The sequence below is a fragment of the Micromonospora sp. NPDC048839 genome, from assembly GCF_040649915.1.
In the GTDB taxonomy this organism is placed as follows: Bacteria; Actinomycetota; Actinomycetes; order Mycobacteriales; family Micromonosporaceae; genus Micromonospora.
In genome coordinates this window covers 86,003-100,083 of sequence record NZ_JBEZGL010000012.1, presented here as the reverse complement: position 1 = coordinate 100,083, position 14,081 = coordinate 86,003, and the positions used below count along the sequence as shown (strand labels likewise).

General features: G+C 70.7%; 13 protein-coding genes and 1 riboswitch. Of the genes, 7 read left to right on the top strand and 6 right to left on the bottom strand.

The window, feature by feature from the left end:
• Positions 1-4 precede the first annotated feature (4 nt).
• Positions 5-916, bottom strand: coding sequence for a DUF72 domain-containing protein (locus AB0C25_RS22820; RefSeq protein WP_357376185.1), 912 nt, complete (start codon positions 914-916; stop codon positions 5-7).
• Between the two features lie 135 nt (positions 917-1,051).
• On the opposite strand from AB0C25_RS22820, the gene AB0C25_RS22815 reads away from it, so the two are divergent.
• Positions 1,052-1,555, top strand: coding sequence for a DinB family protein (locus AB0C25_RS22815; RefSeq protein WP_357376183.1), 504 nt, complete (start codon positions 1,052-1,054; stop codon positions 1,553-1,555).
• Between the two features lie 43 nt (positions 1,556-1,598).
• Here AB0C25_RS22815 and AB0C25_RS22810 read toward each other — a convergent pair whose 3' ends face one another.
• The 3 genes from AB0C25_RS22810 to AB0C25_RS22800 all read right to left on the bottom strand — a co-directional run bounded on the left by AB0C25_RS22810 (position 1,599) and on the right by AB0C25_RS22800 (position 4,952).
• Complete coding sequence (locus tag AB0C25_RS22810) at positions 1,599-3,656, bottom strand: glycogen debranching N-terminal domain-containing protein (RefSeq protein ID WP_357376181.1); 2,058 nt, start codon at positions 3,654-3,656, stop codon at positions 1,599-1,601.
• Positions 3,653-4,060 (bottom strand): SCP2 sterol-binding domain-containing protein, encoded by a 408-nt coding sequence (locus AB0C25_RS22805; RefSeq protein ID WP_357376179.1) that lies wholly within the window; start codon positions 4,058-4,060, stop codon positions 3,653-3,655. The genes AB0C25_RS22810 and AB0C25_RS22805 overlap by 4 nt, the downstream gene beginning before the upstream one ends.
• Before the next feature lie 382 nt (positions 4,061-4,442).
• Entirely contained in the window at positions 4,443-4,952 is a 510-nt protein-coding gene (locus AB0C25_RS22800) for a DUF664 domain-containing protein (protein WP_357376177.1), read from the bottom strand.
• A gap of 79 nt (positions 4,953-5,031) precedes the next feature.
• On the opposite strand from AB0C25_RS22800, the gene AB0C25_RS22795 reads away from it, so the two are divergent.
• Positions 5,032-5,547 (top strand): 2'-5' RNA ligase family protein, encoded by a 516-nt coding sequence (locus AB0C25_RS22795; RefSeq protein ID WP_357376175.1) that lies wholly within the window; start codon positions 5,032-5,034, stop codon positions 5,545-5,547.
• Between the two features lie 328 nt (positions 5,548-5,875).
• Entirely contained in the window at positions 5,876-6,061 is a 186-nt protein-coding gene (locus AB0C25_RS22790; RefSeq protein WP_357376173.1) for a hypothetical protein, read from the top strand.
• A 16-nt stretch (positions 6,062-6,077) separates the two neighbouring features.
• Here AB0C25_RS22790 and corA read toward each other — a convergent pair whose 3' ends face one another.
• On the bottom strand, positions 6,078-7,208 hold the full coding sequence (corA, locus tag AB0C25_RS22785) for a magnesium/cobalt transporter CorA (protein WP_357376171.1): 1,131 nt from the start codon (positions 7,206-7,208) through the stop codon (positions 6,078-6,080).
• A gap of 166 nt (positions 7,209-7,374) precedes the next feature.
• Between corA and AB0C25_RS22780 the strand changes: the two genes are divergently transcribed.
• The 4 genes from AB0C25_RS22780 to AB0C25_RS22765 all read left to right on the top strand — a co-directional run bounded on the left by AB0C25_RS22780 (position 7,375) and on the right by AB0C25_RS22765 (position 12,225).
• Positions 7,375-9,333 (top strand): amino acid transporter, encoded by a 1,959-nt coding sequence (locus tag AB0C25_RS22780; RefSeq protein ID WP_357376169.1) that lies wholly within the window; start codon positions 7,375-7,377, stop codon positions 9,331-9,333.
• Positions 9,334-9,419: 86 nt separating this feature from the next.
• A riboswitch (SAM riboswitch) is annotated at positions 9,420-9,531 on the top strand.
• A gap of 277 nt (positions 9,532-9,808) precedes the next feature.
• Complete coding sequence (locus AB0C25_RS22775; protein WP_357376167.1) at positions 9,809-10,669, top strand: ABC transporter substrate-binding protein; 861 nt, start codon at positions 9,809-9,811, stop codon at positions 10,667-10,669.
• Between the two features lie 39 nt (positions 10,670-10,708).
• Positions 10,709-11,482, top strand: coding sequence for an amino acid ABC transporter permease (locus AB0C25_RS22770; protein ID WP_357376165.1), 774 nt, complete (start codon positions 10,709-10,711; stop codon positions 11,480-11,482).
• Positions 11,482-12,225, top strand: a complete 744-nt coding sequence (locus tag AB0C25_RS22765) for an amino acid ABC transporter ATP-binding protein (RefSeq protein WP_357376163.1) — start codon at positions 11,482-11,484, stop codon at positions 12,223-12,225. Before AB0C25_RS22770 ends, AB0C25_RS22765 begins: the two co-directional genes overlap by 1 nt.
• Positions 12,226-12,237: 12 nt before the next feature.
• Here AB0C25_RS22765 and AB0C25_RS22760 read toward each other — a convergent pair whose 3' ends face one another.
• A complete protein-coding gene (locus tag AB0C25_RS22760; RefSeq protein ID WP_357376161.1) occupies positions 12,238-13,812 on the bottom strand; it encodes a Na+/H+ antiporter in 1,575 nt (524 codons plus the stop codon).
• Positions 13,813-14,081: the final 269 nt, after the last annotated feature.

Sequence of the window (14,081 nt, the reverse complement as noted above, 5' to 3'; positions counted from 1 at the left end):
ACGGTCAGCCGGTCGACCCGGCCGGGACACTCCGATCGGCGATCATCGTCTCGGTGAGCAGTTGCGCCAGCCGGGTGGCATCGCGCTGGGCCTGTCCGGCGCAGCAGTTGTTGAACAGCACGTGCAGGTCGTCGGCCGGGCCGGCGAGGTCAGCCAGCAACCCGGCCCAGTGCCGAAGCTCGTCGTCGCCGTAGGCGTACCGGAACTTGTCCTGCTTGTCGCCGTCGCCCCAGGCCTGGCTGTGGCCGTGAAAGCGGACGATCGCCGGCTCGGCGGTCCTGGTCAGGATCGGCGGCACCGACGAGGGGTGCCCCTGCGGCATGTCGACGCAGACCAGGGACAGGTCGTGCGCGCGCAGCAGGTCCAGCGTCTCGACCGCGGCCGGACCGTCGAACCAGGAGGCGTGTCGCAGTTCCACGCCGACCCGCCACGGCCGGCAGCGCTGCGCCAGCTCGACGATCCGACGTTCGGCCGCGGCACCGCGGGCCAGCCATGGTGGGAACTGCAACAGCACCGCGCCCAGCTTGCCGGCCGCCGCGATCGGCGCGAGGGCCGCTCGGAACCGGGTCCACAGCTCGTCGTACGCGCGCTCGGGCAGGTCCCGACGGCGGATCCGGCTCGGGCCGCCGGCCGGACGTAGGTCCCGGGGAAGCGCGGCGACCGGCGTCGGATGGCCGGTGAAGAGGCTGAACGCCTTGACGTCGAAGGTGAAGTCGTCGGGTGTGGCGTCGACCCAGCCCGACGTGGTCTCCGGGACCGGGACCGCGTAGTACGACGTGTCCACCTCGACCAACGGGAACCGGCCGGCGTAGAAACCGAGTCGACGGGCCGGCGTGTTGGCCGAGCGTGGATACCACCCGGAGCGCAGCAGCGACTGGTCGGCCCAGGACGACGTGCCCACCTTGATCACACCCATGTCATTCAGTGGACCGCCACCGACGCGAATCGGCAACCGCTGGCGACTCGCATATCGCACCTGGTGTGCGATACCGGAAGTGTCGGTACCTCGCCCTAGGGTGACAGCTGGTGAACATCGACGAAGGGTGGCGGCATGACCAGCACGGAGCAGCTCACCGGTGAGCGGGCCGATCTTCTGCAGACGCTCCGCCGGCACCGGGGTTTCCTCCTGCACACGGTGGGCGGCCTCACCGACGAGCAGGCCGCCACCCGTCCCACGGCCAGCGAGCTGACCCTCGGCGGCCTGATCAAGCACGTCGCCGGCGTCGAGCACCGGTGGATGCTCTTCGCCGTGGGCGGAGCGGAGGCGATGCAGCGCGAGGAGATCGACTGGGTCGGTCAGTTCCGGATGACGCCGGGCGAGACCCTGGCCGGTCTGGTCGCGCGGTTCCAGGAGGTGGCCGACCGGACCGACGCGCTGGTCGCCACCCTCGACCTGGACTCGGCGCATCCGCTGCCGCAGGCGCCCTGGTTCGAGCCGGGGGCGACATGGACGGTCCGCCGGGTGCTGCTGCACCTGATCGCGGAGACGGCCCAGCACGCCGGGCACGCCGACATCCTGCGGGAGTCGATCGACGGCGCGAAGACGATGGGCTGAGCGCGGCGCCCACCGTCGCCGGTCTGAGCGCTGCTCGACCGCCTCACCGCAGGCGGTGCCGGCGTTCGGTGGTCCGGTCTCTCGCGTACGCGTCGGAGTGACCCCAACGGCCCGGGATATCCAGCAGTTCCAGCCGACCGAACCCCTCCGGCACCGCAGGGTTGACCAGCAGGTTGTCACCGGTGGGTCGCAGGCCCAGCATGGTGCCGAGCAGCATCAGCAGCGCTCCCGACGACCACGCCTGCGGGCGGCAGCTCATCGCCAGTTGAACGGGGTAGGTCGTCCGGCTGCGTTCATAGCCGGCGATCACCTCCGGCACCGCGCCGCCGAGCGTCTGCGCCATGTCGACAACGCCGGCCGCGATCCGGGCCGCCTGCCCGTCGAGGCGGTAGCGGCGTAACCCGGCGGCGATCAGCGCGTTGTCCGACGGCCACACCGCGCCCAGGTGAGCGCCCACCGGGTTGTACGTGCGCTGCCCCGTGGCCAACGTGCGCACCCCCCAACCGTTGAAGAGTCGCGGCCCGACCAGGTGCTCGGCGACCGCTTCCGCGCGGTCGTCCGCGACGATCCCGCTCCACAGCAGATGCCCGATGTTGGAGGCCAGCGCATCGACCGGTTCTCCGTACGGGTCGAGCGCCAACGCGTAGTACTCCCGGTGCGGCAGCCAGAAGTCCCGGTTGAAACGCTCCTTCAGCGCTGCCGCCTCCCGGTCCAACCGGTCGGCGTACGCGGGATCACCCCAGAACTCCCGGGCCAGCCGGGCGCCCCGGCGCTTCGCGTCGTACGCGTAGCCCTGCAACTCGCAGGTGGCACGGGGAAAGGCGGGCTGCCGACCGTGGGCGTCGACAATGGCGTCGGGGGAGTCCTTCCAGCACTGGTTGATCGTGCCGTCGCGCTCGTTGCGGCGCTGGTAGCGCAGGTAGCCGTCGCCGGTCAGGTCGCCGTACTCGTCGATCCAGTCCAGCGCCATCCGCGTCGGGTGGCGCAGCTCCCGGACCAGGTCCGCGTCACCGGACCAGCGCTCGTACTCGTCGAGCAGCACGACGAAGAGCGGGGTGGTGTCCGCCGCGCCGTAGTACAGGGCGCTCACCCGGTCGTTGAACGCCCCCGTCTCGCCGTACCGAAGGTGGGCCAGGATCTTGCCGGGCTCCTCGTCCAACGCGTCGTCGAGTTGGCCGCCCTGCATGAGCGCCAGCATCCGTAGCGTCGCGGGGGCCAGTTCGGGGGTGAACGCCATCGTCTGGAGGCAGGTGACGATGGCGTCCCGGCCACACAACCCCATCGACCACGGCAGACCACCGATCGGCACCCGCTCGGGGTACGACAGCGGCTTGTACCGCAGAGCGCCCAGGTCCGCGAGGCTGCTCAGGTAGAGCTCCTCCAGGCCGTTGCGTTCGGCCACCAGTTGCGGCGCCCGGTCCAGCCACTGCGCCAGATCCTCGCGCATCCCCGTCCGCACGGTCTGCTGGTGCGCCTGCAGGTCGGCGCGAAGATCCCGGCCCTCCTCGCCGCCCATGGTCACGCTGACGTGCAGGTCGGTCTCCCATTTTCCGTCGGGTGCGATCCGGATCCGGAACGTCATTCCCTGCTCGTCGACCTCAGCGGGAACAGTGCTGCGCACGGTGGTCTCGCGGACGAACCGGTCCCGTTGGTAGCGCAGCACCAGCTGCTGGTTCGCCGAGTCGGCGGTGACCTCGACGGGCCGCTGCCGGAGCTGCCCGACCTCGACGATGTCGGTGAAGTCGCTGCCCATCTCCATCCGGACGATGTACTCGGCGGGCTGCGACGAGTGGTTGAGCACCGTGATGTTCTCGTGGAAGCAGTCGTGCACCGAGCGGTGCCTGATGATCGACATGTCGGCGTCGACGTAGTGGCTCGCCGCCCCGGGGACCAGAAAGAACCGGGTCTCGAAGTAGGTGAGGTCGTCGCGGGCGAGCGCGTTGATCCGTTCACCGTCGATCCTCAGTACCCAGTGGGACAGAAACCGGGTGTCGTACGCGAAGAGTCCGACCGGGGCCTGCGGGTCGGCCTCGATGTCGCCCTGGGCGTCACTGGTCGCGAAGAGGTTGCCCGCGATGACGTGCACCATCTCCTGCTTCACGGCCGCTCATCCCGAACCGTCGTGGCAGCCCGGCCGACCACTGCGGCCCGGCCCAGGTCGCGCGGATGGCGGGCGCCGTCCGGCCCGGGGAAGATCCGTCGCAGCAGCATCAGCAGTTGCATGTTGCCCTGCACGGTCAGCTCGTTGCGCAGCAGGCCCGCGCCCGGATGCAGCTCACCGCGGGCCATCCGGTCGAAGACCGCCCGATCGGCCCGCACCACCAGATCGGCGTCGTCGGTCGAGCGGGTCACCCGGACGTGTTGGTCGGCGATGGTCAGGTACCAGTGATCAGTGCTGCCGTCGTCGCGGGCATCCAGCCTCAGCGTCCCCGCGGTGGTCTCTGGCAGGTCGGGCCGCCGACCGGTGTCCAGCTGTCGCAGGTACTGCTCCGCCGTCGCGCCCATCAGGTCCCCTCCCCACGGTTTCCCGCAGCATCACCCGCGCCGGGGTGAGCGCGGTTCACCCGAAACAGGTGAGGTGCCAGGTCTGCCCTGGCCTCGGCCTGTTTGCTGCGAGACGAGGTGGGCAGGCCGGTGGTTCAGCCGAGACGGACGGGAGCACCGGTATCCGCGCGCTGCGGTTACCGGAGTGGAAGTCGCAACCGGAGTTGGTCGAGGTCCCCGACCCGACGGCCGGGCCGGGTCAGGTGGTGGTCCGGCTCAACGGCGCCGGCGCCTGCCACTCCGACCTGCACCCGATGGACGGGTCGGAGTCGACTCGTACTGCGAGAGATGCGCCGACGGCACGCTGGAGGGCCGGGCCGTGATCGTGCCGTGAGCCGGGCAGTCAGTCGGCCTGGATGAGGCCACGGACGTAGGCGGCCTGGCCCGCGTGTTGCAGGTCGTCGTCGACGATGCTGACCAGCCGGACGCCGAGGGTGACCGGCGGGTCCCACGACTCGTCGACCACCCGGTCCAGGTCCGCCGGGTGCAGGCCGGCCAGGAACGATCCGGTACGCGCCGCCACCGCCTCGTAGTAGTCGATGAGCGCCTGCGCGCTCTCCGGCCGCACCGTCTCGACCTGTGCGGCCGAGTGACCGTAGCCGGTGTTGTCCGGGTCGGCGGTGAGCCCGAACCGGCCCGCCCAGTCGCCGTTCACCCAGACCTGCTCGGCGTCGAGCAGGTCGGCGACGTGGTGATCCTGGACCCGGGTCAGGTGCCAGACGAGCCAGCCGATCGAGTTGGCATTCGGGCCGGGCGCCCAGCGCAGGTGCTCAGGGCTGAGGCCGTCGACCGCCGCACGCACGAGGTCGGGCAGCCGGTCGTACGCCTCGGTCAGCAGGTCACTCACATTCACGGGGCACGCCCTCCTGGTCGGTTCCCGGTCAGGTACCGCCGGATCCGGGCGCGCAAACCTCGACCACTACGGTGATCGGGTGGTCGCCGCGTTGGAGTTGTATCTGGACCCGGACGCCACCCGGCGGATCCGGGCACTCTGGGACGCCCTGGAGGCTGAGGGCGTGCAGAGCATGCGTTCCCTGTTGGAGCAACGCCACCGACCACACGTCTCGCTCGCGGTGGCGCCCCGCTTCAACCCCGAGCAGGTCGCCGAGGCGCTGCGCGGGACTGTCGTCGCGGCCCCGCTGCGACTGGACTTCCAGCATGCCGGGCAGTTCGTCGGCCGGGTGCTCTGGCTCGGCCCGGCTCCCACCGCGGAGTTGCTGACCCACCAGCGGATGGTGTCCGACCGGCTCACCGCCGCCGGCATCCCGCTGGCCGAGCACTACCGGCCGGGCCGCTGGGTGCCGCACTGCACGCTCTCCATGCGGGTGCCGAACGTGCTGATGGCCGCAGCGGTGCGCCGCTGCCTTGAGGTGTTGCCGCTGGCCGCGACGGTGGTCGGCGCGGCGCTCACCGACCACGCCCGGGGCATCGCCCACCCGTTGCCCTGACCACCGGCGGCCCCACGTCGACCGGACCGACGTCCCGCGTGGACCCGTGCGTTCACCTGTCGGGGACGACAGGCGAGTCCATCTCGGCAGCTCGGCGCACCCGGTCTCGCTACCCAGCCGGCCGGTCCGGACAACGTCGATCCGTTATGTCCGGTTTGGCAGGCCGCAGTCGGAAACCCGAAAACAAGCGGTGCGAATGCGGCCGGGCGTGGGAAGGTTCGAGGTGGCTGTCGTACCGGTGGTGACCCGCCAGCGCGTGGTTCGCCCGACCGGTGGCGCGCTGACGCCGCGCCACCGACGACGGCGTCGACGAGGAGAGGCGGGGCCCATGCAGGCTCAGCGCAGACCAGCACGTGCGGAGCGGAGCCAGGCCCGGGACGACCGGACCGGCGGCGGCATGACCGGGGCGGCGACGCCACTGACGATCTGGGCCGCGGCCGTCCTTCTCGGCCGGATCGCCGGTGGCGACGACGACGTCGAAGACGAACGGCACATCCTGCGCGGCATCGAGTGATCCCGGCCGGGGTGGTTCACAACCAGCCGCGCCGCTTGAAGATCACGTAGAGGGTGCCGCAGACCAGCAGCATCAGCAGCAACGCGAACAGGTAGCCGAAACGCCAGTTCAACTCGGGCATGTGGACGAAGTTCATCCCGTACACGGTGCCGATGAGTGTGGGTGCGAACAGGATCGCCGCCCAGGACGAGACCTTCTTCAGTTCCTCGTTCTGCGCGTAGCTCGCCGCGGTCAGGCTGCGCATCTCCTCGTTCTGCTGCTGCAAGACGAGGGTGGCGTTGACGGTGAGGATGTTCTGCAGCAGGTGCCGGAAACCGTCCACCCGCTCCACCACCTGGGTCAGGTGGTCGGTCACGTCCCGCAGGTAGCGGCGCAACTCCTCGTCCGTGCCGGCACTGCTGGCGCCGTCGGCAAGCGCGTCGAGCACGGTGAGCAGGGGCCGGGCGGCCCGCTGGAACTGGATGACCTCGCGGCTCAGGCCGTAGATGCGCCGGCTGGCGTTCGGGTCGCCGCCGAACACCTGGGTCTCGATCTCGTCGATGTCGTTCTCCAGCCCGGCCACCACCGGCGCGTACCCGTCGACGACCTGGTCGAGGATCGCGTACAGGACCGCCTCCGGACCCCGGGCCAGCATCGGCGCGTCGGTCTCCATCCGCCGCCGCACCGCGGCCAGGTCCGGGACCTCACCGTGCCGGACGGTGACCACGAAGCCCGGCCCGATGAACAGGTGCAGCTCGGAGAACTCGACCTCCTCGCGCAGGTCGTCGTAGCGGGCGGCGCGCAGCACCACGAACAGGGTGTGCCCGTACCGCTCCAGCTTGGGTCGCTGGTGGGCGTTGATCGCGTCCTCGACCGCCAGGTCGTGCAGCCGGAACTCCCGGGCCAGCGAGGTGATCTGCTCGATGTCGGGCCGGTACAACCCGATCCAGGCCATCGCGGCGTCCTGCTCCTGCAGGCAGCGGTACGTCTCGGCGAGCCCGGACGGCGAGGCGAAGCGGTGCCCTCGAACGTAGACCGCGCTGTCCACCAGACCGCCGGTGGGCGGGTCGGGCGACACCGTCGACGGCGGCACGCCATCCGTGCTCTCATGCTCGTCCAGTTGGCGACCGAAGCCACCACCGGGGCGGAATCGACGGCCACCGGCCATGCCTGTCCCCTCCCCCGGCTCCGTCCGGCCCGGTGCGCTCCCGCCGATCCGGGAGGGCTGCATCCCCCGTGCCCGCGACCCGAAACCAGCCCGCCGGCGGGTGGGTTCCGGGCACCCGGGGACGGGCGCGGCCCGACGGGCGGATACTCACGGTGACCATGGGCGGATGACGGGGGACGCGCCGATGGAGGTGGACAGACGCGGCGGTCGGCTGCGGGGGTGGTTGCTCGACGCGGGCTCGGACCAGGCCGCGCGGCACCCGGGGCCGCACGGACGCCCGCCGGAGCACCGGCAGCATCCGTGGTGGAAGGTGATGTGCCTGACCGGCGTCGACTACTTCTCCACCCTGGGCTACCAGCCGGGCATCGCGGCGCTGGCCGCCGGGGCGCTGTCGCCGGTGGCGACCCTGGTGCTGGTGCTGGTGACGCTGCTGGGCGCGCTGCCGGTCTACCGGCGGGTGGCGGTGGAGAGCCCGCACGGTGAGGGTTCCATCGCGATGCTGGTACGCCTGCTGAGCTACTGGCCGGGCAAGCTGCTGGTGCTGGTGCTGCTCGGCTTCGCGGCCACCGACTTCATCATCACCATCACCCTGTCGGCCGCCGACGCGACCGCGCACATCGACGAGAACCCGTTCTGGCCGGACGGGTTCAAGGGACACGAGGTACTTGTCACGCTGCTGCTGGTGGCCCTGTTGGGAGCGGTGTTCCTCAAGGGATTCACCGAGGCCATCGGCATCGCCGTCGTGCTGGTGGCGGCCTACCTGGCGCTGAACGCGGTGGTGGTGGTCGACGCGCTGTGGCGGGTGGTGACGCACCCGAGCGCGGTCGGGGACTGGACCACCGCGCTGACCACCGGGCACGGCGATCCCTGGCTGGTGGTCGGGCTGTCGCTGTTGGTCTTTCCGAAACTGGCGTTGGGCCTGTCCGGCTTCGAGACCGGCGTGGCCGTGATGCCGAGCGTACGGGGCGACCGGCAGGACTCCGAGGCTCGACCGCTGGGCCGGATCCGCGGCGCACGCCGGCTGCTCACCACCGCCGCGGTGATCATGAGCGTCTTCCTGATCACCAGCAGCGTGACGACCACCATCCTGATCCCGGCGGAGGACTTCCGGCCGGGCGGGCCGGCGAACGGCCGGGCGCTGGCCTACCTGGCGCACCAGCACCTTGGGGAGGTGTTCGGCACCGTCTACGACCTGTCCACCATCGGGATCCTCTGGTTCGCGGGGGCGTCGGCGATGGCCGGACTGCTCAACCTCGTCCCCCGCTACCTGCCCCGCTACGGCATGGCACCGGCCTGGGCGCGGGCCGTCCGGCCGCTGGTGCTGGTCTTCACCACGGTGGCCTTCCTGATCACGGTCGTCTTCGATGCCAGCGTGGACGCGCAGGGCGGCGCGTACGCCACAGGTGTGCTGGTGTTGATCACTTCGGCGGCGACGGCGGTGACGCTGGCGGCGGCCCGGCGCCGTCAGCGCGGTCGCACCGCCGCGTTCGGCGTCATCGCGGTGGTCTTCGTCTACACCACCCTGGCGAACGTGGTGGAGCGCCCCGACGGCGTCAAGATCGCCGCCTGCTTCATCGGCGGGATCATCGTGGTCTCCGCGCTGTCCCGGGTGTCCCGGGCCTACGAGCTGCGGGTGGACCGGATCGAGCTGGATCCGGTCGCCACCCGGATGATCGACGAACGCGCTGGACGGCGGATCCGGCTCGTCGCCCACGAGCCCGACCGGCACGACGAGGCCGAGTACCGCGCGAAGTTGAGCCAGACGATGGCGGACAACGACTTCCCCGACGACAGCGACGTGATCTTCGTCGAGGTGCACGTCACCGACCCGTCGGACTTCGAGACCGAGTTGCTGGTACGCGGCGGCCTGGCCGACGACAGCTTCGCGGTGCTCAGCCTGACCAGTTCCTCGGTGCCCAACGCGCTCGCCGTCCTGCTGCTGGAGATCCGCGACCGCACCGGGCGGCGACCGCACATCTACTTCGAGTGGAGCGAGGGCGGCCCGGCCCGCAACTTCCTGCGCTACCTGGCGTTCGGGCAGGGCGCGATCGCCTCGGTCACCCGGGAGATCCTGCGCCGCCAGGAACCCGACCCGGGTCGCCGGCCGCACGTGCACGCCGGCTGACCTGCGGGCCGAGCATCCTCCGCGCACGGTGAGCGTGGTCATAACGACTGGACGATCCACCCGTGCGTGCTGCTAGCCTCGCTGCAGGTCATGAGTGCCAGCGCGAAGCCCCGGCTCGCTGGCCGGCAACCCTCCTCCGCGGTGGGGTGCCCCGGGTGAAGACCAGGCACCGGCACGACGCCGGTGCAAGCGTGGCCTGGCACCCAGGTCAGCACAGACCCGGGAGAACCATGCGCATCCTCAGCACCGCCCCACCGACCGATGTCGCGGAACTCCGCGCCGGTCAGCCCACGCCGGCACTGACCCGGCGGCGGCACGTGGACATGATGCGAATGTGCAGCGCCGCGTGTCGACGCGGCCCCCGGCACTAGCGCACCTTTCTTTTTCCGAGCCTTTCCAGCGGTACGCCCATCGGGCGCACCGTCGGCGGCACACGTCCGTGCCCGCCGAGACACGACCCCTTTCGGAGACACCCGTGCGAATCCTTCCTGCCCTGACCCGTGCCGCAGCCCTGGGCGCGGCCACGATCCTGGCCGCCACCGCTCTCACCGCTTGCGGCGACGACACCTCGTCCGACGCCGCCGCCAACCCGTACGGCCTGGCGCAGCCGGGCGTGCTGCGGGCCGGCACGCTGACCGACGCCCCGCCGAACGTGTACCTCAAGGACGGCACGTTCACCGGCTTCGACAACGACCTGCTGACCGCCGTGGCCGGCAAGCTCGGCCTCACTGTCGAGTTCGTCGGCACCGACTTCTCCGCGCTGCTGTCCCAGGTCAACAACCACAAGTTCGACGTGGGCAGCTCCTCGATCACCATCACCGAGGCGCGCAAGAAGACCGTCGACTTCGGCAACGGCTACGACTTCGGCTACTTCGGCCTGGACGTGCCGGCCGGCTCGCCGATCACCGCCTTCGACCAGCTCGCCGGCAAGCGGGTCGTGGTGGTGCAGGGCACCGTGCAGGACGACTACGCCACCGGTAAGCAGCTCGACCCGGTCCGGGTGCCGGACTACAACGGCGCGATCAACCAGCTCAAGGCCGGCACCGCCGACGCGTGGATCGCTCCGGCCGAGATCGGCGAGAAGTCGGCCGCCGACAGCACCGGCAAGATCACCGTGGCGGCCAAGCAGCTCAGCCCGGCGCCGACGGCGTACGCCGTGGCCAAGGGCAGCGACAAGCTGCGCGAGGCGCTGAACAAGGGCCTCGACGAGGTCATCGCGGACGGCACCTGGAGCCGGTTGCAGGCGCAGTACTACCCCGGTCGGCCGATCCCGGCGGACTTCAAGCCGGGCAGTGGAACGGTCACGCCTGCGGCGTCCGCGTCGGCCGCGTCCTGACCTGGTGACGAGCGAGCAGGGCGGTAGGAGAGGCGACCGATGGATCCGTTGAGCACGCTGTGGGAGACCTTTTTCGACATCGACGCGATGCGCGAGGCGCTGCCCGAGATGCTGACCGTCGGGTTGCCCAACACGCTGATCCTGGCGGTCTCCGCCGCCCTGCTCGGCTCGGTGCTGGGCCTGCTGTTGGCCGTCGCCGGCATCTCGCGCAGCCGTTGGCTGCGCTGGCCGGCGCGGGTCTACACCGACGTGTTCCGAGGACTTCCGGCCGCGGCGACGATCCTGCTGATCGGCGTCGGGCTGGCGCCGCTGGGCATGCAGGTCTGGGGACCGGACCCCTACCCGTTGGGCATCCTGGCGCTGTCGCTGATCGCGGCCGCGTACATCGGGGAGATCTTCCGGTCCGGCATCCAGTCGGTGGAGGCCGCCCAACTGGAGGGCGCCCGCGCCCTCGGCTTCTCCTGGACCGACGCGATGCGGCTGGTGATCATCCCGCAGGGCATCCGGCGGGTGCTGCCGGCCTGGGTGAATCAGCTCATCGCCCTGATCAAGGACTCCAGCCTGGTCTACTTCCTCGGCCTGGTGGCCAGTCAACGGGAGCTGTTCCGGATCGGGCAGGACTACGCCGCCACCACCGGCAACGAGTCGGCGCTGCTGCTGGCCGGGCTCTGTTACCTGGTGTTGACCGTCCCACTGACGCACGTCGTCAACTGGATCGACCGGCGGCTGCGCAACGGCCGGCCGGCGACCACACCGACAGACGAGGACGACGACACCAATTCGGCGTACGCCGCGACGGAAGGACACCGGTGATGACCACCGACACGACCACCTCGGTCAGCCTCGACGTACGCGACGTGCACCTGGCCTTCGGACCGAACCGGGTGCTGCGCGGCGTCGACCTCACGGTGCCGCGCGGCGCGACGGCCTGCGTGATCGGCCCGTCCGGGTCGGGCAAGTCGACGCTGCTGCGCACCATCAACCGACTGATCGAGCCGGACCGCGGCGACGTGCTGCTGGACGGGCGCAGCGTGCTGGGCGACGACCCGGACGCGCTGCGGCAGCGGGTGGGCATGGTGTTCCAGCAGTTCAACCTCTTCCCGCACATGAGCGTGCTGCGCAATGTCACCCTCGCGCTGCGCCGGCTCCGCAAGCTCGGCGAGGACGAGGCGGAAACCGTCGCGCGTAACCAGTTGGAGTTGGTGGGGTTGGCCGGCAAGGCCGACGCACGACCGGCGCAGCTCTCCGGCGGTCAGCAGCAACGCGTGGCGATCGCCCGGGCGCTGGCCCTGCGGCCGGAGGTGATGCTCTTCGACGAGGCCACCTCGGCGCTCGACCCGGAGTTGGTCAAGGGTGTCCTCGGGGTGATGGCCGACCTGTCCGCCGCGGGCATGACCATGGTGGTGGTCACCCATGAGATGGGCTTCGCCCGGCAGGTCGCCGACACCGTCGCCTTCATGGACCGGGGCGTGGTGTTGGAGGCCGGCCAGCCCGAGGCGATCTTCGAGCGGGCCGAGCATCCTCGGCTGCGCCGGTTCCTCGCGCAGGTGCTGTGACGAGACGGCCGATCAGTCGTTGGGCTCGCGCCCCAGCAACCGGATCTCCTCGTTGTCCAGCGCGGCCTGGAGTTCCTGCAGGACCAGGTCGTCGATCTCCCGGTTGTCACGCAGCCGGGTGACCTCCCGCCGCTTGTGCGCGAGGACCCCGAGGCGCAGTCGATGTTCCAGGCGACGTTCCTCGGCGGTGTTCCCCCCGCTCTCGTTGAAATCCTCCAGGTGCCGCTGGTACTCGGCCTGCAACCGACGTACCGAATCCTCCCGGGCGCCGACCTCGGCGGCGACCTGCGGCAGGGCGGCCAGGCCCACCTCGGTGGCCCGTCGTCGGGCGTGCCGGGTCTCGTCGACGCGTTCCGGGTCGCCGACCAGCCCGGCCCAGCGCACCACGAGCGGCAGGGTGGTGCCCTGAATCAGCATGATCAGCACGATCACCAACGCGGTGACGAAGATGATCAGGTCGCGTTCGACCACCGGCCGACCGGCGACCGTCATCGTCGGGACGGCCAACGCGGCGGCGAGTGACACCGCGCCCCGGAAACCGGACCAGCCCCCCACGGTCGCCACCCGCCAGCCGGACGGACCCTCGCCGTCGTCCACCATCCGGCGACGCCGCAGCCGGGCCGACTGCGCGGTGAGGTAGATGAAGAGCAGCCGGGTGGACACGACGACCAGGGTGACCACCAGCACGATCACCAGCGCCCGCTCGGGCGAGGTGCTGGTGATGCCCCGCACCGCCCGGGGGATCTGCGTGCCGAGCAGGACGAACAACCCGCCGTTGATCAGGAACGTGGTCAGGTCCCAGAACGCGTACGCCAGCACCCGGGACCGGGCGCGGATCACCCGCGGGCCGGCGTAGGCCAGCACCAGCCCGGCGACCACCACCGCCAGCACTCCGCTGGCGTGCACCGAGTCGGCGAGCAGGAAGGCGCCGAACGGTGTCAGCACGCTCAGCGCACCCTCGCGCAACGGATCGTCGAGCCGCTTGCGGATCAGCACCACGGCGGCCCCCACCAGCAGACCGGCGAGGACGCCGCCGACGCTGGCGCCGACGAACTCCTCGCTGATGCCCAGCACGCCCGGCTTGGCGCTCTGGCTGAGCAGACCCACGGTCACCGCGAAGACCACCAGCGCGGTTCCGTCGTTGATCAGGCTCTCCGCGTGCAGCGTGGTGAGGAGCTTGCGGGGCAACCGTTTGGCCAGACCGGTGACGGCGGCGGCGTCGGTCGGCGCGAGGACCGCGCCGAGCACCCAGGCGGCGGCCGGATTCACGCCGAACGCCTGCGCGGTGAACGACACCGTCACCATGGTGAGCACCACGAGCACCACCGCGAGCAGGCCGATCACCGGCAGGTTGGCCCGGATCTCGCGCAGGCTGATGGTGAGGCTCTCCCGGTACAGGATCGCCGGCAGGAAGATCAGCAGCACCAGGTCCGGTTCCAGAGTCACCTCGGACAGCGGCGGCGTGAGCCCGAGCACCACGCCGAACGCGATGAGCAGGACCGGCGGCGCGACCCGGTACCGACCACCGAGGGTGGTGCCGATCAGGACGGTGCCGCCCAGCACCACGATCAGGACGAGCACCTCCACGCGTACCCCCTCGATCGTTGGCGCGACGGTGCACGCGCCGGTGGTTACATCTGACCGCACCCCGGTTGCCGGTTCGGCACGTTCCGGCAAGTCGCCGAGCTGCCCGCCAGGTCGGTGTGCTGTTGAGCGGTATACCTCAGCGTCATAAATATGACCCTGAGGTATATCGCTCACTACCGCATCCACCCCCACGGAGGTGACCGACGGTAACCGCCGGCGGCGCGTACGGGCCTGGTCGGGAAGAGCTGGCGTACCTGACGCTGCCGGCC

Coding starts and splice junctions, on each gene's coding strand:
- AB0C25_RS22820 (WP_357376185.1), bottom strand. CDS start 916: ATGGGTGTGATCAAGGTGGGCACGTCGTCCTGGGCCGACCAGTCGCTG.
- AB0C25_RS22815 (WP_357376183.1), top strand. CDS start 1,052: ATGACCAGCACGGAGCAGCTCACCGGTGAGCGGGCCGATCTTCTGCAG.
- AB0C25_RS22805 (WP_357376179.1), bottom strand. CDS start 4,060: ATGGGCGCGACGGCGGAGCAGTACCTGCGACAGCTGGACACCGGTCGG.
- AB0C25_RS22790 (WP_357376173.1), top strand. CDS start 5,876: ATGCAGGCTCAGCGCAGACCAGCACGTGCGGAGCGGAGCCAGGCCCGG.
- corA (WP_357376171.1), bottom strand. CDS start 7,208: ATGGCCGGTGGCCGTCGATTCCGCCCCGGTGGTGGCTTCGGTCGCCAA.
- AB0C25_RS22780 (WP_357376169.1), top strand. CDS start 7,375: ATGACGGGGGACGCGCCGATGGAGGTGGACAGACGCGGCGGTCGGCTG.
- AB0C25_RS22770 (WP_357376165.1), top strand. CDS start 10,709: ATGGATCCGTTGAGCACGCTGTGGGAGACCTTTTTCGACATCGACGCG.
- AB0C25_RS22765 (WP_357376163.1), top strand. CDS start 11,482: ATGACCACCGACACGACCACCTCGGTCAGCCTCGACGTACGCGACGTG.